Annotated in this window: 19 protein-coding genes; 3 read left to right on the top strand and 16 right to left on the bottom strand. The window is 63.2% G+C overall.

The window, feature by feature from the left end; all coding sequences use genetic code 11:
* Window positions 1-109: 109 nt before the first annotated feature.
* From dnaX to recR, 3 genes are all read left to right on the top strand, one after another.
* Complete coding sequence (gene dnaX, locus IF103_RS16130; RefSeq protein WP_027907554.1) at window positions 110-2,122, top strand: DNA polymerase III subunit gamma/tau; 2,013 nt, start codon at window positions 110-112, stop codon at window positions 2,120-2,122.
* 64 nt (window positions 2,123-2,186) lie between these two features.
* A complete protein-coding gene (locus IF103_RS16125) occupies window positions 2,187-2,522 on the top strand; it encodes a YbaB/EbfC family nucleoid-associated protein (protein ID WP_023381418.1) in 336 nt (111 codons plus the stop codon).
* Between the two features lie 89 nt (window positions 2,523-2,611).
* Complete coding sequence (gene recR / locus IF103_RS16120) at window positions 2,612-3,214, top strand: recombination mediator RecR (protein ID WP_023381417.1); 603 nt, start codon at window positions 2,612-2,614, stop codon at window positions 3,212-3,214.
* Between the two features lie 98 nt (window positions 3,215-3,312).
* Here recR and IF103_RS16115 read toward each other — a convergent pair whose 3' ends face one another.
* From IF103_RS16115 to ccoN (IF103_RS16040), 16 genes are all read right to left on the bottom strand, one after another.
* Window positions 3,313-3,861, bottom strand: coding sequence for an adenine phosphoribosyltransferase (locus IF103_RS16115; protein WP_023381416.1), 549 nt, complete (start codon window positions 3,859-3,861; stop codon window positions 3,313-3,315).
* A 55-nt stretch (window positions 3,862-3,916) separates the two neighbouring features.
* Window positions 3,917-4,651: a Crp/Fnr family transcriptional regulator FnrA gene (fnrA, locus tag IF103_RS16110; RefSeq protein WP_015271145.1), complete on the bottom strand. Its 735-nt coding sequence runs from the start codon at window positions 4,649-4,651 to the stop codon at window positions 3,917-3,919.
* Window positions 4,652-4,835: 184 nt separating this feature from the next.
* Complete coding sequence (gene hemN, locus IF103_RS16105) at window positions 4,836-6,218, bottom strand: oxygen-independent coproporphyrinogen III oxidase (RefSeq protein WP_023381415.1); 1,383 nt, start codon at window positions 6,216-6,218, stop codon at window positions 4,836-4,838.
* Between the two features lie 161 nt (window positions 6,219-6,379).
* Complete coding sequence (locus IF103_RS16100) at window positions 6,380-7,063, bottom strand: sulfite exporter TauE/SafE family protein (RefSeq protein ID WP_027907552.1); 684 nt, start codon at window positions 7,061-7,063, stop codon at window positions 6,380-6,382.
* A complete protein-coding gene (ccoS, locus tag IF103_RS16095) occupies window positions 7,056-7,268 on the bottom strand; it encodes a cbb3-type cytochrome oxidase assembly protein CcoS (protein WP_202675476.1) in 213 nt (70 codons plus the stop codon). Before ccoS ends, IF103_RS16100 begins: the two co-directional genes overlap by 8 nt.
* Before the next feature lie 13 nt (window positions 7,269-7,281).
* Window positions 7,282-9,726, bottom strand: a complete 2,445-nt coding sequence (locus IF103_RS16090) for a heavy metal translocating P-type ATPase (protein WP_202675475.1) — start codon at window positions 9,724-9,726, stop codon at window positions 7,282-7,284.
* 122 nt (window positions 9,727-9,848) lie between these two features.
* Window positions 9,849-10,376 (bottom strand): FixH family protein, encoded by a 528-nt coding sequence (locus IF103_RS16085; protein ID WP_023381411.1) that lies wholly within the window; start codon window positions 10,374-10,376, stop codon window positions 9,849-9,851.
* Window positions 10,377-10,391: 15 nt separating this feature from the next.
* Window positions 10,392-11,807, bottom strand: coding sequence for a cytochrome c oxidase accessory protein CcoG (gene ccoG, locus IF103_RS16080; RefSeq protein ID WP_104881444.1), 1,416 nt, complete (start codon window positions 11,805-11,807; stop codon window positions 10,392-10,394).
* A 290-nt stretch (window positions 11,808-12,097) separates the two neighbouring features.
* Window positions 12,098-13,075: a cytochrome-c oxidase, cbb3-type subunit III gene (gene ccoP / locus IF103_RS16075; RefSeq protein WP_023381409.1), complete on the bottom strand. Its 978-nt coding sequence runs from the start codon at window positions 13,073-13,075 to the stop codon at window positions 12,098-12,100.
* Window positions 13,072-13,269: a CcoQ/FixQ family Cbb3-type cytochrome c oxidase assembly chaperone gene (locus IF103_RS16070; RefSeq protein WP_023381408.1), complete on the bottom strand. Its 198-nt coding sequence runs from the start codon at window positions 13,267-13,269 to the stop codon at window positions 13,072-13,074. The genes ccoP (IF103_RS16075) and IF103_RS16070 overlap by 4 nt, the downstream gene beginning before the upstream one ends.
* 5 nt (window positions 13,270-13,274) lie before the next feature.
* Window positions 13,275-13,883 (bottom strand): cytochrome-c oxidase, cbb3-type subunit II, encoded by a 609-nt coding sequence (ccoO, locus tag IF103_RS16065; protein ID WP_023381407.1) that lies wholly within the window; start codon window positions 13,881-13,883, stop codon window positions 13,275-13,277.
* Window positions 13,883-15,325, bottom strand: coding sequence for a cytochrome-c oxidase, cbb3-type subunit I (gene ccoN, locus IF103_RS16060; RefSeq protein WP_023381406.1), 1,443 nt, complete (start codon window positions 15,323-15,325; stop codon window positions 13,883-13,885). The genes ccoO (IF103_RS16065) and ccoN (IF103_RS16060) overlap by 1 nt, the downstream gene beginning before the upstream one ends.
* Window positions 15,326-15,922: 597 nt before the next feature.
* Window positions 15,923-16,864 carry a cytochrome-c oxidase, cbb3-type subunit III gene (ccoP, locus tag IF103_RS16055; RefSeq protein WP_023381405.1) on the bottom strand — a complete coding sequence of 314 codons (942 nt, stop codon included), beginning with the start codon at window positions 16,862-16,864 and terminating at the stop codon, window positions 15,923-15,925.
* Window positions 16,861-17,052: a cbb3-type cytochrome oxidase subunit 3 gene (locus IF103_RS16050; protein WP_023381404.1), complete on the bottom strand. Its 192-nt coding sequence runs from the start codon at window positions 17,050-17,052 to the stop codon at window positions 16,861-16,863. The genes ccoP (IF103_RS16055) and IF103_RS16050 overlap by 4 nt, the downstream gene beginning before the upstream one ends.
* A 5-nt stretch (window positions 17,053-17,057) precedes the next feature.
* Window positions 17,058-17,666 (bottom strand): cytochrome-c oxidase, cbb3-type subunit II, encoded by a 609-nt coding sequence (ccoO, locus tag IF103_RS16045; RefSeq protein WP_023381403.1) that lies wholly within the window; start codon window positions 17,664-17,666, stop codon window positions 17,058-17,060.
* A gap of 13 nt (window positions 17,667-17,679) precedes the next feature.
* Window positions 17,680-19,104, bottom strand: coding sequence for a cytochrome-c oxidase, cbb3-type subunit I (gene ccoN, locus IF103_RS16040; RefSeq protein WP_023381402.1), 1,425 nt, complete (start codon window positions 19,102-19,104; stop codon window positions 17,680-17,682).
* Window positions 19,105-19,112: the final 8 nt, after the last annotated feature.

The raw sequence follows: 19,112 nt of genomic DNA, 5'->3' as shown, positions 1-19,112 counted from the left end.
ACTTCCTGCGCCAGTTCCTTAGCTTAGACGAACCGCGCAGGGTGCAATTTTGCCCCCGCTCCGCTAGGATTAGCGATCCTTCGCTCGATCAGGCTACGATGGTTTTTCGATGAGTTATCAGGTTCTTGCACGTAAATGGCGTCCGCGCTCGTTCCGCGAAATGGTCGGCCAGACCCATGTGCTCAAGGCCTTGATCAACGCGCTGGACAATCAGCGCCTGCATCACGCCTACCTGTTCACCGGCACCCGCGGGGTCGGCAAGACTACCATTGCGCGCATCATAGCCAAATGCCTGAACTGCGAAACCGGCATCACGTCCACGCCTTGTGGCACCTGTTCGGTGTGCCGTGAGATCGACGAGGGCCGTTTCGTCGACCTGATCGAGATCGACGCCGCCAGCCGAACCAAGGTGGAAGACACCCGCGAACTGCTCGATAACGTGCAGTACGCGCCAAGCCGCGGACGCTTCAAGGTCTACCTGATCGACGAAGTGCACATGCTGTCCACTCACTCGTTCAACGCCTTGCTCAAGACGCTGGAAGAGCCGCCGCCCTACGTCAAGTTCATCCTGGCCACCACCGACCCGCAGAAGCTGCCGGCCACCATCTTGTCGCGTTGCTTGCAGTTCTCGCTGAAGAACATGAGCCCCGAGCGGGTGGTCGAGCACCTGAGTCACGTGCTCACGGCCGAGAACGTGCCGTTCGAGCCGGATGCGCTGTGGTTGCTCGGACGTGCCGCCGATGGCTCGATGCGCGACGCCATGAGCCTTACCGACCAAGCCATCGCCTTCGGTGAGGGTAAGGTGCTGGCCGCTGACGTGCGTGCCATGCTCGGCAGCCTTGACCATGGCCAGGTCTATGGCGTGCTCCAGGCGTTGCTGGAAGGCGATGCCCGTGCCCTGCTCGAAGCGGTGCGCAACCTGGCCGAGCAAGGGCCGGACTGGAGTGGCGTACTGGCTGAAATGCTCAATGTGTTGCACCGGGTGGCCATCGCCCAGGCTTTGCCAGAGGCGGTGGACAATGGCCAGGGCGATCGTGAGCGAGTGCTGGCCCTGGCGGCGGCGTTGCCCGCCGAGGACGTGCAGTTCTATTACCAGATGGGCCTGATCGGCCGTCGTGACCTGCCGTTGGCGCCGGACCCTCGGGGCGGCTTCGAGATGGTGCTGTTGCGCATGCTGGCGTTCCGTCCGGCCGATACCGACGATGCGCCGAAACCGGTACTAAAGCCGGTGGGGATCAGCCAGGCCACAGCTGATTCTGCGAAACCGGTGGCAGCGGCGGCGGTTGCTGTTGCGTCGCCCGTTGTCGAGGCGCCGCCGGCGCCTGCGGTCGAGCAGGTGGTCGCGGAGCCGGCGCCGGAAGCTGAGCCAGAAGTGGCTCATTCGGAGCCTGCACCTGTAGAAGAGGTTGTCGACCTGCCGTGGGAGGAGCCCGCGGCCCAGCCAGCTCCGAAGGCCATCGAGCCCGTTCCGGCGCCTGTGCCTGTGAAGCCCGAGCCACCAAGCGCACCGCCAGCCTTCGAGGCGCCACCGTTCGATCCGAATGCCTATGCTCCAGCAGGCATGGACCGTGATGATGAGCCGCCGATGGACGACGACTACTATGCTGGCGACAGCGAGCCGATGGGCTTCAGCTACCTCGACGAATTGGCCGAACACGTTCAGGAAGACCAGCCTGTCGCAGCCCCAGAGCCGTTGCCTGCTGCCCAGCCAGCCACCGGTCTGGCCTTGCAATGGCTGGAATTATTCCCACAGTTGCCTGTCTCCGGTATGACAGGCAACATCGCGGCAAACTGTACGCTGATCGCGGCAGACGGTGATGACTGGCTGTTGCACCTGGATCCCGGGCAGGGCGCGCTGTTCAACAGCACTCAGCAGCGCCGCTTGAACGAAGCGCTCAACCAGCACCTGGGGCGTACCCTGAACCTTAGGATCGAGTTGGTGCGCCCCGAGCAGGAGACGCCCGCCCAAGCCGCATCGCGCAAGCGCGCCGAGCGCCAGCATGAGGCGGTGGTGTCGATCGAGCAGGACCCCTTGATCCAGCAGATGATCAAACTGTTCGGTGCCACGGTCCGGCACGATACTATTGAGCCTGTAGACGCCCTGGTCAGCCAGGGCCAGTAACGGATAACCATGCGCCCGGCCACCCGTCGGGCTGCATCACACGACCCAATCGAGGTATACCCCCATGATGAAAGGTGGCATGGCCGGCCTGATGAAGCAGGCCCAGCAGATGCAGGAAAAAATGCAGAAGATGCAGGAAGAGCTGGCCAACGCCGAAGTCACCGGCCAGTCCGGTGGCGGCTTGGTGAGCGTGGTGATGACCGGTCGTCACGACGTCAAGCGCGTCAGCATCGACCAGAGCCTGATGTCGACCGACGCAGACGACAAGGAAGTGCTCGAAGACCTGATCGCGGCCGCGCTCAATGACGCCGTGCGCAAGGTCGAGCAGAACAGCCAGGAAAAAATGGGCAGCATGACGGCCGGCATGCAGTTGCCGCCGGGCTTCAAGATGCCGTTCTGATCGGGCTCTTGCGTCAAATTGGGGAGCAACGGCCGCTGGGTCGTTGCTCCCTTGTTCGTTCTGTTTCTTGAATTCACAGGCCTGCACACATGAGCTTCAGCCCCCTGATCCGCCAACTGATCGACGCCTTGCGCATTCTGCCGGGTGTCGGCCAGAAAACTGCCCAGCGCATGGCCCTGCAACTGCTTGAGCGCGACCGCAGCGGTGGTACCCGCCTGGCGCAAGCTCTGAGCCAGGCCATGGAAGGTGTGGGTCATTGCCAGCAGTGCCGTACGCTCACCGAGCAGGCACTGTGTCCGCAATGTGCCGACCCACGTCGCGACGATACCCAGCTGTGCGTGGTGGAAGGACCGATGGATGTGTATGCGGTCGAGCAGACCGGCTACCGCGGCCGGTACTTCGTGCTCAAGGGGCATTTGTCTCCACTGGATGGCCTGGGGCCAGAGGCGATCGGCGTGCCGCAGTTGATGGCGCGCATCGAAGAGCAGGGGACGTTTACCGAGGTGATCCTGGCGACCAACCCTACGGTGGAAGGGGAGGCGACGGCCCATTACATCGCGCAGTTGCTAGCCGAGAAGGGCCTGGTGGCCTCGCGCATTGCCCATGGCGTGCCGCTGGGTGGCGAACTGGAGCTGGTGGATGGCGGGACGCTGGCCCATGCCTTCGCCGGGCGCAAGCCGATTTCGTTGTGATCTGACACGGGCTTGCCCGTGTTCGCGGGTAAGCAGGCTCCTACAGGTACGGCGGTGATCCGGACAGTGTGGGAGCCGGCTTGTCGTGGTGCCCCGACTCAGTATTCGCTCAGCGAGAACTCGGTCAGGCAGAAGGTCGGCACCCCAGCCGCCTGCAGCTTGCGCGAGCCTTCAAGCTCCGGCAGGTCGATGATCGCCGCCGCCTCGAACACCTGCGCGCCAGTGCGACGTACCAGGTTCGCCGCTGCCAGCAGCGTGCCGCCGGTCGCGATCAGGTCATCGAAGATCAACACCGAATCACCCTCGCACAGGCTGTCGGCGTGCACTTCAAGGAAGGCTTCGCCGTACTCGGTCTGGTAACCCTCTGACAGTACGTCGGCCGGCAGCTTGCCCTGCTTGCGGAACAGGATCAGGGGTTTGTTCAACTGGTGGGCGATGATCGAGCCGATCAAAAAGCCGCGTGCATCCATCGCGCCGATATGGCTGAACTCGGCCTCGACATAACGCTCGATGAACTGGTCGGCGACATAGCGCAGCCCGCGCGGCGACTGGAACAAGGGGGTAATGTCGCGGAAGATCACGCCCGGCTTGGGGAAGTCCACTACCGGGCGGATCAGGGCTTTGAGGTCGAAGGCATCGCTGTGCATTGTTGCAGGTATCCTGGGAAAACGAATGCGCAAGTATACCTCGTTAGCTGCGACCTCAGGCCTCCATTGCACCACCGGCCAGCGCGCAAAGCTGGATCGGGTCGAGGATGTGCACTTCCTTGCCCTCGGCGCGAATCAGGCCGTTCTGCTGGAAGCGGGTGAACACCCGCGACACGGTTTCCACGGCAAGGCCCAGGTAGTTGCCGATTTCATTGCGCGACATGCTCAGGCGGAACTGGTTGGCCGAGTAGCCACGGGCGCGGAAGCGGGCGGACAGGTTGACCAGGAAGGTGGCGATGCGCTCATCGGCGGTTTTCTTCGAGAGCAGCAGCATCATCTGCTGATCGTCGCGGATTTCGCGGCTCATCACCCGCATCAGCTGGCGGCGGAGCTGTGGAAGCTGCACCGAAAGCTCGTCGAGGCGCTCGAACGGGATTTCGCAGACCGAGGTGGTTTCCTGGGCCTGGGCCGACACCGGGTACGCCTCGGTGTCCATGCCCGACAAGCCGACCAGCTCGCTGGGCAGGTGGAAGCCGGTGATCTGCTCTTCGCCACTGTCGCTCAGGCTGAACGTCTTGAGGGCGCCGGAGCGTACTGCATAGACCGAACCGAAATTGTCCCCCTGTCGGAACAGGAATTCGCCTTTCTTCAGCGGCCGCCCACGCTTGACGATTTCATCCAGTGCATCCATGTCTTCCAGATTGAGCGAAAGAGGCAGGCACAGAGGGGCCAGGCTGCAATCCTTGCAATGGGCCTGGTTGTGGGGGCGCAGTTTGACTGGCTCGGACATTTGAATCGATCCTTGTGGGAAACACACATAAGCCGTAAGGGTAACTCACGGCATAGGTTGTAGGCCAGTGTGCGCAGTTGTGGTGCGAACTGGTGCAGCCTAGGCGGGGTATGCCTTGGCTCGCGATCTGCCCATAGTGTCCCTGGCAAGGTAGGTTGTCCATGTGGTAATGCGACTCGTCTGTTCAGATGACCCGTGAAAAGCGTTGGTGGTTGTGCAGGGTCAGATAGGCGTCGAACACCATGCACACCGAGCGCGCCAGCAGGCGGCCTGCCGGCAGGATACGGATCCCTTTGTCGTCCAGGCGGATCAGGCCGTCCCGCTGCAAGGTCAGCAGCTGTGGCCAAAGGTCATTGAAGTACCCACGAAAATCGATGGTGTAGGCCTGTTCGATGGGCGCGAAGTCAAGTTCGAAGTGGCAGATCAGCTGCTGGATCACTGCGCGGCGCACGCGGTCGTCCTGGTTGCACAGCAGGCCGCGCTGGGTGGCCAGCTGTGCATTGGAAAGGGCGTCCTGATAGGTGTTGAGGTCGCTGCTGTTCTGGCAGTACAGGTCGCCGATCTGGCTGATGGCCGAAACTCCCAGGCCGATCAGGTCGCAGTGTCCATGGGTGGTGTAACCCTGGAAGTTGCGCTGCAGGGTGCCTTCTTCCTGGGCGATGGCCAGTTCGTCGTCGGGCAGGGCGAAGTGGTCCATGCCGATGTAGCGGTACCCGGCGGCGGTGAGCTGGTCGATGGTGGCGTGGAGCATTTCGAGCTTGGCGGCGGGGCTGGGCAGGTCGTTGCTGTCGATGCGCCGTTGCGGCATGAAGCGCTCGGGCAGGTGGGCGTAGTTGAACACCGACAGGCGATCGGGCTGCAGGCGGATCACTTCCTCGACCGTGCGGGCGAAGCCTTCGGGGGTCTGCTTGGGCAGGCCATAGATCAGGTCCAGGTTCACTGAGCGGAACTGCAGGGTGCGCGCCGCTTCGATCAAGGTGCGGGTCTGCTCCAGGCTCTGCAGACGGTTGACGGCCCGTTGCACGGCCGGGTCGAGGTCCTGGACGCCCAGGCTGACACGGTTGAAGCCCAGCTCGCGGAGTAAGCCCATGGTGGACCAGTCGGCCTCGCGTGGGTCGATCTCGATGCCGTAGTCGCCCGAGTCGTCGTCCAGCAGGTGGAAGTGCTGGCGCAAGGTGGCCATAAGCTGGCGCAATTCCACATGGCTGAGGAAGGTCGGCGTGCCGCCGCCGAAGTGCAGCTGTTCAACACGTTGTTTAGGGTCCAGGTGGCAGGCGATCAGTTGGATCTCCTGCTCCAGGCGCTGCAGGTAAGGCGCGGCACGGCCGCGGTCCTTGGTGATGACTTTGTTGCAGGCGCAGTAGTAGCAGATGTTGGCGCAGAACGGCACATGCACATAGAGCGACAGCGGGCGCACGGCTCGGCGGCTTTCGCGCAGGGCGTGCAGCAAGTCGAACGAACCCACTTCGCTGTGCAGTTGCACGGCGGTCGGGTAGGAGGTGTAGCGTGGTCCGGCCAGGTCGTAGCGGCGGATCAGGTCGGAATCCCAACGTAGGTCGTCGAGCATGTGGGCAGTCCCCGGAAAGAGCAGCAGTGTCCGGAGTCTAGGGGCGTCTGTAGGAAACTGTGTTGATTTGTATCAAGGGCCATGGGGGCGCGTCGTGCGGCCTACTTGCCCGCGAGCTCGTTCCTACAGTGTCAGCGCGTTCCCGCTGGGGCTGCTGACGATCAATGCCCCATGAGCCAATGCTGATGTGGCCCGGGCAAGGTCCACAGGCCAAACACGATCACCAGTACACCGCCGGCCACACGCACACTGCGTCGTCGCAACAGCCCGTTCACACGTTCTGCCGCCAAACCCGTGGCCAGCAGCACCGGCCAGGTGCCGACTCCGAATGCCAGCATCAAGGCTGCGCTGTAACCGGCATTGCCTTGGCTGGCCGACCACAGCAAGGTGCTGTACACCAGACCGCACGGCAACCAGCCCCACAGTGCCCCCAGCAGCAGGGCGCGGGGTACGCTGGAGACGGGCATCAGGCGTGAGGCGACTGGCTGGATATGCCGCCACAGGCCACGCCCCAGCGCTTCGATACGGGTCAGTCCACTCCACCAGCCGGCCAGATACAACCCCATCGTTATGAGCAGCAGCGCTGCCATCACCCGCAACGCCAGGGCGGCAGGGCTGCTGGCCACGGCCCAGCCGGCCAGGCCCAGCAGCAGGCCGGCACAGCCATAACTGAGAATCCGGCCCATGTTGTAGGCCATTAGCAAACGCAGGCGACGACCGCGCTGTTCTGGCGGAATCGCCAGAGTCAGGGCGCCCATCAGGCCGCCACACATGCCCAGGCAGTGGCCGCCGCCGAGCAGTCCCAGCACCAGTGCCGAGCCCAGCAGGGGAAGCAGTTCAGGCACGGGAAGGTGGTTCCTTGTCGTCGATATGCGCCTCGTCGCCCTTCACGGCAGCCTGGTGACGGGGGTCCTGGTCGTCGAAAAGAATGCTGTGGGCCGGGCTTTCGAGGTCGTCGTACTGGCCGCTGTCCACCGCCCAGAAAAAGATGGACACCGCCACGCCAACGAGCAGCAGGGCGGCCGGGATCATGACATAGAGGGCTGGCATGGTGGGCTCCTGGTCAGGCCGTGGCGGGTTGCGGATGGCTGCTGGCGGCCGGCCTGCCTGGCAGCCGGGTCAGGCGCAGGGCATTGAGGACCACGATCAGCGAGCTGACCGACATGCCGATGGCGGCCCATACCGGAGTGATCCAGCCGAGCGCGGCGAACGGCAACATGAGGCCATTATACAGCGTTGCCCAGAGCAGGTTTTCGATGATGTTGCGGCGAGTGCGGCGAGCCAGGTCGAAGGCCTGCACCAAGGCCTGCAGGCGGTTGGACAACAGCACGGCATCAGCGCTGGTTTTCGCAAGGTCCGTGGCGCTGCCCATGGCGATGCTGATGTCGGCGGCAGCCAGCACCGGCACGTCGTTGACCCCGTCACCCAGCATCAGCACCTTGCAGCCTGCTGACTGCAGTGCCTTGAGGCGGTCCAGCTTGTCGTCCGGACGCAGACCACCGATGGCCTGGTCGATGCCCAGTTGCGCGGCCACTTCGGCGACCATCGGTGAGCTGTCGCCGGACAGCAGCAGGGTGCGCCAGCCGCGAGCCTTGCAGGCGGCCAGCAGGTCAGCGGCGTCCTCGCGCAGGCGGTCGTCCAGGCCAAACCAGGCCAGCGGGCCTTGGCGATCCCCCAGCAGCAGCCATTGGCCGCGGGGCTCTGGGACGCCGGGGATCTCGGCGCCGCTCAGGGCGCAGACGAAGGTGGCCTGGCCGATCCGCAGTCGCTGACCGTCCACCCGTCCTTCCAGGCCAAGCCCAGGCACGGTCTGCACGTCGTCGGCCGACCGGGCGGTGCGGCCGAAAGCGCGGGCGATGGGGTGTTCGGAGCGGTTTTCGAGGGCGGCCGCCAGGGCCAGGCAGCGGTCGGCGGGCAGTGAGCCCAGCGGGCGGATGCTGCGCAGCGCCAGGCGGCCTTCGGTGAGGGTGCCGGTCTTGTCGAAGATCACCGTGTCGATCTGGTTCAGGCCCTCCAGCACATGGCCACGGGTCACCAGCAGGCCAAGTTTGTGCAGGGTACCGGTAGCGGCGGTCAGGGCGGTGGGGGTGGCCAGGGACAGTGCGCAAGGGCAGGTCGCCACCAGCATGGCCAGGACAATCCAGAACGCCCGGCTTGGGTCCAGGTGCCACCACCACAGTCCGATGGCCACCGCCGCTACCAGGCTGAACAACAGGAAGCCTTGCGAGGCGCGGTCGGCGATTTCCGCCAGGCGCGGTTTTTCCGTCTGCGCCCGCTCCAGCAGGCGGACGATGGCCGACAGCCGGGAGTCATGCCCCAGGGCCTCGACCTGCACGTTCAGGGTGCTCTCGACGTTCAGGGTGCCGCCGGTCACCCGCTCGCCCGGCTTACGGGGTTGAGGCAGGTATTCGCCAGTGAGCAGCGATTCATCGACACTGGAGCGGCCTTCGACGATGCGCCCGTCGGCGGGAATCACCGCGCCGGGAAGGACCTGCACGGTGTCGCCGCATTGCAGCTCTGCGAGCAGAATGCGCTCGGTCTTGCCACTGGCATCCAGTCGCAGGCATGACGCCGGCAGCAGGTTCACCAGCTGGGCAGTCGCCGCGGCGGTACGCTCGCGGGCGCGCCGTTCGAGGTAGCGGCCAGTGAGCAGGAACAGCGCGAACATGCCGACGGTATCGAAGTACAGCTCGCCGCTGCCGGTGATGGCGGTCCAGATCCCAGCGCCGAAGGCCAGGGCGATTGCCAGCGAGACCGAAACATCCATGGTCAGGTGACGGGTGCGCAGGTCTCGCGCGGCCCCTTTGAAGAGCGGCGCGCAGCTGTAGAACACGATGGGAATGGTCAGAAACAGCGCCACCCAGCGCAGGATGGTGTGCAGTTCGGGTGACAGGTCGATGTTGAATTCCGGCCAGGTGGCCATGGTCGCCATCATCGCCTGGAACCATAGCAGCCCGGCCACACCCAGGCGGCGCAGGGCGCTGCGGTTTTCCTGGGCCAGGCGTTCGGCGGCCTGGTCGGGCTGATAGGGGTGGGCGGCGTAGCCGATCAGGCGCAACTCGGCCAGCAGGCGCGACAACGGTAGCTGGTGGTCATCCCAGCTCAGCAGCAGGCGGTGGTTGGACAGGTTCAGCCGCGCCTCGGCGACTCCAGGCAGACTGCCCAGGTGTTTTTCGATCAGCCAGCCACAGGCGGCGCAGCTGATGCCCTCGACCAGCAAGGTGGCCTCGGCCAGTTCCCCAGCATGGCGAACGAAGGTCTGTTGTACGTCGTTACGATCGTATAGCGCCAGCTCATCCTGCAACTGCTTTGGCAGCGCTTCGGGGTTGGAACTGCTGTCGCTGCGGTGTTGGTAGTAATGCTCCAGGCCCCCCGCAACGATGGACTCGGCTACCGCCTGGCAACCGGGGCAGCAGAACTGCCGCGATTGCCCAAGGACCACGGCAGTGAATCGACTGCCGGCGGGGACGGGCATGGCGCAGTGGTAGCAAGGGGTGGGGTGGGTCATCTTGGGGCAGTCTTATGTCTTGACAGGGTTGGGGCTGCTTCGCGGCCCTTTCGCGACACAGGGCCGCTCCCACGAATGATCGCGCGCAACGCTCAGAGCGCCCCCGGTCGTGTGCCGGGTCATTACTGGTGCTCGGCCCCTTGCAGGGCCTCGTCGCCCAGCTGCAAGGTCAGGCCATGCTCCACCTTCTCTTCTTCGAACAAGCGCCATACATGCTCGTCCTGGCTGCCCAGCAATTCGACGAAACGCCGTCCATCGACCTTGTCATCCAACTGGCCGATATAGCGCCCGACCTCGGCACGGCTCAGCAGCACCTTGCGGTCCTTGTCCGGTTGGGTGGGTGAAATCAGGTTCAGTTCCAACTGCTGCGGATCACTGTTGCCAGTCAGGCGCACCTCGACTTCGCCGGTCAACTCATCCAGGTGCACACTGGCCTTGAGGTTGAGGGTCTGGGCCAGCAGTTCGCGGTCCAAGGAGCGATTGATGCCTTTACCTGCCTCGTAGTAGTTGTCGTTGACCAGGTTGTCCGGGTTGCGCACGGCGATACTGACCATGGTCAGGCTCAGGCACACCGAGGTGGTGAGGATGCCGATGATGATCCAGGGCCAGAGGTGCTTGTACCAAGGGCTGGCGGCGGTGGCGGCAGGCATTTTTGTGGTTCTCTCTCAGCGGATCTGGGGGCCGATGAAGCGGCTCTTGGCTTCAACCTCGCTGGCGCTGTCGTCGGCGCTCTTGAGGATGAAAGTGATTTCGTTGGTGGTCGATGGCAGTTTCTCGGGTGCGACCGACAACTGCACCGGCAGGCTGACGATATCGCCTGCGGCCACACGTATTTCGCGCTGGCCTTCGAGCCTCAGGTCCGGCAGGCCAGCGGCATCGAGCACATACACATGGTCGCGCTGGTCCTTGTTCATCACCTTGAGGCTGTACACGTTCTCGATCCGGCCCTGGGCATTCTCGCGGTACAGCACCCGGTCCTTGCTGACGTCGAATCCGACCAGCGAACGGGTGGCGAACGCCGTGGCCAGGGCGCCGATCATGATCAGCAGCACCACGGCGTAGCCGATCAACCGTGGGCGCAGCATGTGGGTCTTCTGACCCGAGAGGTTGTGCTCGGTGGTGTAGCTGATCAGGCCCCTGGGGTAGTTCATCTTGTCCATGATGCTGTCGCAGGCGTCGATGCAGGCGGCGCAGCCGATGCACTCGATCTGCAGGCCGTCACGGATGTCGATACCGGTAGGGCAGACCTGGACGCACATGGTGCAGTCGATGCAGTCGCCCAGACCCTGGGCCTTGTAGTCGATATCCTTCTTGCGCGGGCCGCGGGTTTCGCCGCGTCGCGGGTCGTAGGAAACGATCAGGGTGTCCTTGTCGAACATCACGCTCTGGAAGCGCGCATAGGGGCACATGTACACACAGACTTGCTCACGCAGCCAGCCGGCGTTGCCGTAGGTGGCCAGGGTGAAGAAGCCGACCCAGAAGTAGGCCCAGCCATCGGCTTGGCCTGTGAAGAATTCAACGGCCAGTTCGCGGATCGGCGAGAAATAGCCGACGAAGGTCATGCCGGTGACGAAACCGATCAGCAGCCACAGGCTGTGTTTGGCGAACTTGCGCAGGAATTTGTTGCCGCTCATCGGCGCCCTGTCGAGCTTCATGCGCTGGTTGCGGTCACCCTCCGTGACTTTTTCGCACCACATGAAGATCCAGGTCCACACGCTTTGCGGGCAGGTGTAGCCGCACCACACCCGGCCGGCGAACACAGTGATGAAGAACAGGCCGAAGGCAGCGACGATGAGGATCCCCGACAGCAGGATGAAATCCTGCGGCCAGATGGTAGCGCCGAAGATGTAGAACTTGCGCTCCGGCAGGTTCCACCACACGGCCTGGTGCCCGCCCCAGTTCAACCACACGGCGCCAAAGTACAGCAGGAACAGTACCGCGCCGCCAACCATGCGCAGCCTGCGGAACACACCGGTGAAGGCGCGGGTGTAGATTTTCTCTCGGGAGGCGTAGAGGTCGACGGAATCCTTCCCTTTGCTGGCAGGCGGGGTGACGTCATGTACCGGAATTTGCTTGCTCATCATCAAGTCCCACGGCAGTGGAGAAATGCCTCGGCCAGTGCTTGCCGGCCGCGGTCTCGCGCATTCTGCTAGCGCTCTGCGCCCCATGATACGCCGCTGATGGCGCGCCGGGGTCGCGCTGCGACACTTAGTCGCGTTGGGTTCGTGGTATGAATCGTGTTATGGCGGGTGTCAATTGATCCAGATCATCAGCTTGCTAGAAATGCGGTACCTGCGGCGGCCTCTTCGCGGGTGTGCACGATCCCTGTGGGAGCGGTTTCACCCGCGAAGAGGCCAGCCCTGCTTATTGCTTATTCAGCCTTGGCCGGTTCCGCTTGGTGCGACAGGCTGTACACATAAGCCGCCAGCAAGTGCACCTTGTCATTGCCCTGCAACTGCTCCTGGGCCGGCATCTGTCCCTGGCGACCATAGCGAATGGTTTGTTGCAGCTGGGCGAAGCTCGAACCGTAGATGAACGCCTGAGGGTGGGTCAGGTTAGGCGCGCCCATGGCCGGTGTACCCTTGCCTTCAGGCCCGTGGCAGGCCACGCAGTTGGCGGCGAAGATCTTCTGGCCGTTCTCTGCATCGGCTTTGACACCTTCAGGCAACGCACGGCCATCGAGTTTGCTGACCACGAATGCGGCCACGTCGGCCACGCCCTGCTCACCGATCACCTCGGCCCAGGCCGGCATTACGCCGTGGCGGCCGCCCATGATGGTGGTCTTGATGGTCTCGGGCTCGCCGCCCCAGCGCCAGTCGCTGTCGGTGAGGTTGGGGAAGCCGTAGGCGCCCTTGGCGTCGGAGCCGTGACACACCGAGCAGTTGGAGGCGAACAGTCGCGCGCCCATTTTCAACGCTTGCGGGTCCTTGGCCACTTCCTCGATGGGCATCGCGGCGAACTTGGCGAAGATCGGCCCGAAGCGGGCATCGGCCTTGGCCATTTCCTTTTCCCATTCGTGCACGCCGGTCCAGCCTGCCTGGCCATTGGCGAACTCGGTCTTCTTGTCGTTATCCAGGTATGAATAGCCTGGCAACACGCCCTTCCAATTGCCCAGCCCCGGGTAGAGCACCAGGTAACCGAGGGCGAAGATGATGGTGCCGACGAACAGCCAGAACCACCACTTGGGCAGTGGGTTGTCGTATTCCTCGATGCCATCGAAGGCGTGTCCGACGATCTCGTCGGTGACCTCTTCGCGCTGGCCCTTGCGGGTCGACAGCAACAGCCAGGTCAGCGAGAAGATGGTGCCCAGGGTCAGGACGGTGACGTACAGACTCCAGAAGGTTGTCATTGTTGTTTGCTCCCAGAAGCTTTCTCTTGCGCTTGTTCGACGTGCCGGGTGGCCTCTGGATCATCCGCGAAGGGCAACAGGGTCGCCTCGTCGAACTCCCGCTTGCGCCGTGGGCTGAATACCCACAGCGCCAGGCCCACGAAGGCCACCATCACCACGACGGTGCCCAGGCCGCGAATCATCCCGATATCCATCAGCGTCACCGTTTGCTCTTGATGATGGTGCCAAGGCCTTGCAGGTACGCGACGATCGCGTCCATCTCGGTCTTGCCCTTGACCGCGTCGCGGGCGCCGGCGATGTCGGCATCGGTGTACGGCACGCCGAGGGTGCGCAGTACTTCCATCTTCTTCGCGGTGTCTTTGCCGTCGAGTTTGTTCTCCACCAGCCACGGGTAAGAGGGCATCTTCGACTCAGGCACTACGTTGCGTGGGTTGTAGAGGTGCGCGCGGTGCCAATCATCCGAGTAGCGACCGCCGACACGGGCCAGGTCCGGCCCGGTGCGCTTGGAGCCCCACAGGAACGGGTGGTCCCAGACGCTCTCGCCTGCGACCGAGTAGTGGCCATAGCGTTCGGTTTCGGCGCGGAACGGGCGGATCATCTGCGAGTGGCAACCGACGCAACCTTCGCGGATGTAGATGTCACGGCCTTCGAGTTCCAGCGCGGTGCGCGGCTTCATGCCCTCAACGGGTTTGTTGGTGACGTCCTGGAAGAACAGCGGGACGATCTGGGTCAGGCCACCGACACTCACGGCGATGACCATGAAGAAGGCCAGCAGGCCTATGTTCTTCTCGACTGCTTCATGCTTCATCAGTGCGCTCCCACGACGACGATCTTGGCGGCTTCTTCAGCCTGCGCCGGGTTGGCGGCGCGTACGGTGCGGAACACGTTGTAGGCCATCAGCAGCATGCCGGAGGCGAAGAACGCACCGCCCAGGGCACGGACGATGTAGCCCGGGTGACTGGCTTGCAGGGCTTCGACGAACGAGTAGGTGAGCGTGCCGTCGTCGTTGATCGCCCGCCACATCAGGCCCTGGGTGATGCCGTTGACCCACATCGAGGCGATGTACAGTACGGTGCCGATGGTGGCCAGCCAGAAGTGCGCGTTGATCAGGCCGACGCTGTGCATCTGCTCGCGGCCATACAGTTTGGGGATCATGTGGTAGACCGCGCCGATAGAGATCATCGCTACCCAGCCAAGGGCGCCGGCATGGACGTGGCCGATGGTCCAGTCGGTGTAGTGCGACAGCGAGTTCACGGTCTTGATGGCCATCATCGGGCCTTCGAAGGTGGACATGCCATAGAACGCCAGCGATACCACCAGGAAACGCAGGATCGGGTCGGTGCGCAATTTGTGCCAGGCGCCGGAGAGGGTCATCATGCCGTTGATCATGCCGCCCCAGCTCGGTGCCAGCAGGATGATCGACATCACCATGCCCAGCGACTGGGCCCAGTCCGGCAGGGCGGTGTAGTGCAGGTGGTGCGGGCCTGCCCAGATGTACAGGGTGATCAGCGCCCAGAAGTGGACGATCGACAGGCGATACGAGTAGATCGGCCGCTCGGCCTGCTTGGGCACGAAGTAGTACATCATCCCCAGGAAGCCGGTGGTGAGGAAGAAGCCCACCGCGTTGTGGCCGTACCACCACTGGATCATCGCATCGGTGGCGCCGGAGTAGGCCGAGTACGACTTGAACAGGCTTACCGGCAGGGACATGTGGTTGACGATGTGCAACATCGCGGTGACCACGATGAAGGCACCGTAGAACCAGTTACCGACGTAGATGTGCTTGGTCTTGCGCTTGACGATGGTGCCGAAGAACACCAAGGCGTAGGTGACCCAGACGATGGCCAGCAGAATCGCGATCGGCCATTCCAGCTCGGCGTATTCCTTGGTGGTGGTGTAGCCCATCGGCAAGGTCACCAGTGCCCCGATGATCACTGCCTGCCAGCCCCAGAAGGTGAAGGCGGCCATGCTGTCGGAGATCAACCGCGTCTGGCAGGTTCGCTGCACCACGTAGTAGCTGGTGGCGAACAGTGCACAGCCGCCGAAGGCGAAAATCACCAGGTTGGTGTGCAGGGGGCGCAGGCGGCCGAAGCTCGTCCAGGGCAGGTCGAGGTTCAGCTGTGGCCATACCAGCTGCGAGGCGATGTACACCCCAAGCCCCATGCCAAGGATCCCCCAGACCACCGTCATGATGGCGAACTGGCGGACGACCTTATAGTTATAAGCAGTCGGACTGATTGCTGTGCTCATTGCTAAGGTTCCACGGTTTTGGTGTTCTTGTTGGTTGAAAAAATCGGCGCCAGTATCAATAACCACCTGGGTTATGGCAACGCAAGGATCCTTGCGCCGACCCGTGTCCACACCCGTCCACCGATGTCCCGCGGTGTTGGGGCTTGGTCGATTGTACACAAATAAATATTTGTAATGTGTACCATTTTTCGCTTTTTTCTGATCGAACGGTCAAGCTTTTTCTGCTGGCGGCGTCAGGCTGTGCGTCGCGTCTGTCTCGCTGGATTGGCAGCGAGGGCTACTGAGGCAACAAGCTTAGTTCTGATCGGAGGGGGTGCAAGGGAGGGGCTGCGGCTTGGGGCGTGGGAAGGGGAAGGGGAAGGGGAAGGAGAGAGGGGGCTTGGTTTTTGCTGAGAGGCGTAGATCGAGCGCCGCCCGCGCGGCGCATCGCGAGCAAGGCTCGCTCCTACGTTTGTTTCAGGCCAGTTATTCCCGCGAGGGTTGCGCGGGACGCTATGACGCTTGGCTCGATGTCGCAGACGTGGGTGCTAGGCTTGCTCGCGATGCGCCGCGCGGGCGGCACTCGATCTCACTGGCGCGAGATTTCCCGCAAGGTAATTACTTGGCACTCACCGTTTCGGTACCGTTGCCCTGCGACAGGCTGTACACATAAGCCGCCAGCAGATGCACCTTGTCGTTGCCCTGGATCTCGGCCTGCGCCGGCATCTGGCCCTGGCGACCATAGCGAATGGTCTGCTGCAACTGGGCAAAACTCGACCCGTAGATGAATGCCTGCGGATGATTCAGGTTCGGCGCGCCCATGGCGGGAGTACCGTTGCCCTCAGGCCCGTGGCAGGCCACGCAGTTGGCGGCGAAGATCTCCTTGCCCTTGGCTGCGTCGGCCTTGATACCCTCGGGCAGGCTGCGGCCGTCGAGGTTGGTCAGCACGTAGGCCGCCACATCGGCCACGCCTTGCTCGCCGATCACCTCGGCCCAGGCCGGCATCACGCCGTGACGGCCGTTCATGATCGAGGCCTTGATGGTCTCCGGCTCGCCGCCCCAACGCCAGTCCTTGTCGGTCAGGTTGGGGAAGCCATACGCGCCCTTGGCATCCGAGCCATGGCAAACCGAGCAGTTGGAGGCGAACAGACGACCGCCCATCTTCAGGGCCTGCGGGTCCTTGGCCACTTCTTCCAACGGCATCGCGGCGAACTTGGCGAAGATCGGACCGAACTTGGCGTCCGCCTTTTCCATTTCCTTCTGCCATTCGTTGGCGCCGGTCCAGCCGTTCTCGTAACCGGGCAGGATGCCTTTCCAGTTACCCAGGCCCGGATACAGGATCAGGTACCCCACGCCAAAGGCCAGGGTGCCGACGAACAGATAGAACCACCACTTGGGCAGTGGGTTGTCGTACTCCTCGATGCCATCGAAGCTGTGGCCCATGGTCTGGTCGGTAGTGTTGTTGCTCTGACCCTTGCGGGTGGCCAGCAGCAGCCAGGCCAGACCGACCAGGCTGCCAAGGGTCAGTACGCTGATGTAGGTACTCCAGAAGGTGGTCATTGCCGTTCATTCCTCATGGCAGGTTCCTGCCCGGCCGGGGGCAGGCGGTCGTCGACGAAGGGCAGAAGGCGCGCTTCGGCGAAATCACGGTCGCGGCGGCGGTTGAATACCCAGAGCGAGAGGCCGATGAAGGCGATCATCACCACCAGGGTGCCCAAGCCGCGGATCATGCCGATGTCCAGTTCCATCGCACTTACCTCTTGTTCTTGATGGCGGTGCCCAGCACCTGCAGGTAGGCGACCAGGGCATCCATCTCAGTCTTGCCCTTCACTGCGTCACGGGCACCGGCGATGTCTTCGTCGGTGTACGGCACGCCGAGGGTGCGCAGGGTGCGCATCTTGGTGTCGGTATGGCTGTTGTCGACCTGCTGGGCGACCAGCCATGGGTACGACGGCATTTTCGATTCAGGTACCACGTTGCGTGGGTTGTAGAGGTGCGCACGGTGCCAGTCGTCCGAGTAGCGACCGCCGACGCGGGCCAGGTCCGGGCCGGTGCGCTTGGAGCCCCACAGGAACGGATGGTCCCAGACGCTCTCACCCGCGACCGAGTAGTGGCCATAGCGCTCGGTCTCGGCGCGGAACGGGCGGATCATCTGCGAGTGGCAACCGACGCAACCTTCGCGGATGTAGATGTCGCGGCCTTCCAGCTGCAGCGCGGTATAGGGCTTCATGCCTTCGACCGGTTTGTTGGTAACGTCCTGGAAGAACAGCGGGACGATCTGGGTCAGGCCGCCGATGCTGACGGCGAACACCATCAACAAGGCCAGCAGGCCAACGTTTTTCTCGATGACTTCATGTTTCATCAGGCAGGTCTCCTCAGGCCAGCTGGGCGTTGGCAGGGGTGGCTTCAGCAGCCGGCGCGCGCACGGTGCGCCAGGTGTTCCAGGCCATCAGGAACATGCCACTGAGGAAGATCGCGCCACCGACGAAGCGAACGATGAAGCCTGGGTGGCTGGCAACCAGGGTCTCGACGAACGAGTAGGTGAGCGTGCCGTCGCTGTTCACCGCGCGCCACATCAGGCCCTGAGCGATGCCGTTGACCCACATCGAGGCGATGTACAGCACGGTGCCGATGGTCGCCAGCCAGAAGTGCGCGTTGATCAGGCCGATGCTGTGCATCTGCTGCTTGCCGAACACTTTGGGAATGGTGTGGTAGAGCGCGCCGATGGAGATCATCGCGACCCAGCCGAGGGCGCCGGCATGGACGTGGCCGATGGTCCAGTCGGTGTAGTGGGACAGGGCATTGACCGTCTTGATGGCCATCATCGGGCCTTCGAAGGTGGACATGCCGTAGAACGCCAGGGATACCACCAGGAAACGCAGGATCGGGTCGCTGCGCAATTTGTGCCAGGCACCGGACAGGGTCATCATGCCGTTGATCATGCCGCCCCAGCTTGGTGCCAGCAGGATCAGCGACATCACCATACCCAGCGATTGTGCCCAGTCGGGCAGAGCGGTGTAGTGCAGGTGGTGCGGACCGGCCCAAATGTACAGGGTGATCAGCGCCCAGAAGTGCACGATCGACAGGCGATAGGAATACACCGGGCGTTCGGCCTGCTTGGGCACGTAGTAGTACATCATCCCCAGGAAGCCTGCAGTCAGGAAGAAGCCCACCGCGTTGTGGCCGTACCACCACTGCACCATCGCATCGGTGGCACCGGCGTACACCGAGTACGACTTGGTCAGGCTCACCGGCAGTTCCAGGTTGTTGACGATGTGCAGCATCGCCACGGTGAGGATGAACGCCCCGAAGAACCAGTTGCCCACGTAGATGTGCTTGGTGGTGCGCTTGATCAGCGTGCCGAAGAACACGATGGCGTAGCAGACCCAGACGATGGTGATCAAGATGTCGATCGGCCATTCCAGTTCGGCGTACTCCTTGGAACTGGTGTAGCCCAGCGGCAGGGTGATGGCCGCGAGCAGGATCACCAGTTGCCAGCCCCAGAAGGTGAACGCAGCCAGGCCCGGAGCGAAGAGGGTGGTCTGGCAGGTGCGTTGCACCGAATAATAGGAGGTGGCGAACAGCGCGCAGCCGCCGAAGGCGAAGATCACCGCATTGGTATGCAGGGGTCGCAGGCGGCCGAAGCTGGTCCAGGGGAGGTCGAAGTTGAGGGAAGGCCAGGCGAGCTGGGCGGCGATGAAGACGCCGAGCCCCATCCCGACGATTCCCCACACCACCGTCATGATGGCGAATTGGCGGACCACCTTGTAGTTATAGGCGGTACTGCTGGTTGTGTTCATGTATGGGT

The sequence above is a fragment of the Pseudomonas sp. SK2 genome, assembly GCF_016772395.1.
GTDB classification, from domain to species: Bacteria; Pseudomonadota; Gammaproteobacteria; order Pseudomonadales; family Pseudomonadaceae; genus Aquipseudomonas; species Aquipseudomonas taiwanensis.
Note: the sequence above shows the minus strand (reverse complement) of the source record. Positions and strands in the feature narration are given on the sequence as shown.

Coding starts and splice junctions, on each gene's coding strand:
- IF103_RS16050 (WP_023381404.1), bottom strand. CDS start 17,052: ATGGAACTGGACATCGGCATGATCCGCGGCTTGGGCACCCTGGTGGTG.
- IF103_RS16090 (WP_202675475.1), bottom strand. CDS start 9,726: ATGACCCACCCCACCCCTTGCTACCACTGCGCCATGCCCGTCCCCGCC.
- IF103_RS16125 (WP_023381418.1), top strand. CDS start 2,187: ATGATGAAAGGTGGCATGGCCGGCCTGATGAAGCAGGCCCAGCAGATG.
- ccoN (WP_023381402.1), bottom strand. CDS start 19,104: ATGAACACAACCAGCAGTACCGCCTATAACTACAAGGTGGTCCGCCAA.
- ccoG (WP_104881444.1), bottom strand. CDS start 11,807: ATGAGCAAGCAAATTCCGGTACATGACGTCACCCCGCCTGCCAGCAAA.
- IF103_RS16070 (WP_023381408.1), bottom strand. CDS start 13,269: ATGGATATCGGGATGATTCGCGGCCTGGGCACCGTCGTGGTGATGGTG.
- IF103_RS16085 (WP_023381411.1), bottom strand. CDS start 10,376: ATGCCTGCCGCCACCGCCGCCAGCCCTTGGTACAAGCACCTCTGGCCC.
- IF103_RS16115 (WP_023381416.1), bottom strand. CDS start 3,861: ATGCACAGCGATGCCTTCGACCTCAAAGCCCTGATCCGCCCGGTAGTG.
- dnaX (WP_027907554.1), top strand. CDS start 110: ATGAGTTATCAGGTTCTTGCACGTAAATGGCGTCCGCGCTCGTTCCGC.
- ccoP (WP_023381409.1), bottom strand. CDS start 13,075: ATGACAACCTTCTGGAGTCTGTACGTCACCGTCCTGACCCTGGGCACC.
- ccoO (WP_023381403.1), bottom strand. CDS start 17,666: ATGAAACATGAAGTCATCGAGAAAAACGTTGGCCTGCTGGCCTTGTTG.
- ccoN (WP_023381406.1), bottom strand. CDS start 15,325: ATGAGCACAGCAATCAGTCCGACTGCTTATAACTATAAGGTCGTCCGC.
- ccoP (WP_023381405.1), bottom strand. CDS start 16,864: ATGACCACCTTCTGGAGTACCTACATCAGCGTACTGACCCTTGGCAGC.
- ccoO (WP_023381407.1), bottom strand. CDS start 13,883: ATGAAGCATGAAGCAGTCGAGAAGAACATAGGCCTGCTGGCCTTCTTC.
- hemN (WP_023381415.1), bottom strand. CDS start 6,218: ATGCTCGACGACCTACGTTGGGATTCCGACCTGATCCGCCGCTACGAC.
- ccoS (WP_202675476.1), bottom strand. CDS start 7,268: ATGCCAGCCCTCTATGTCATGATCCCGGCCGCCCTGCTGCTCGTTGGC.
- fnrA (WP_015271145.1), bottom strand. CDS start 4,651: ATGTCCGAGCCAGTCAAACTGCGCCCCCACAACCAGGCCCATTGCAAG.
- recR (WP_023381417.1), top strand. CDS start 2,612: ATGAGCTTCAGCCCCCTGATCCGCCAACTGATCGACGCCTTGCGCATT.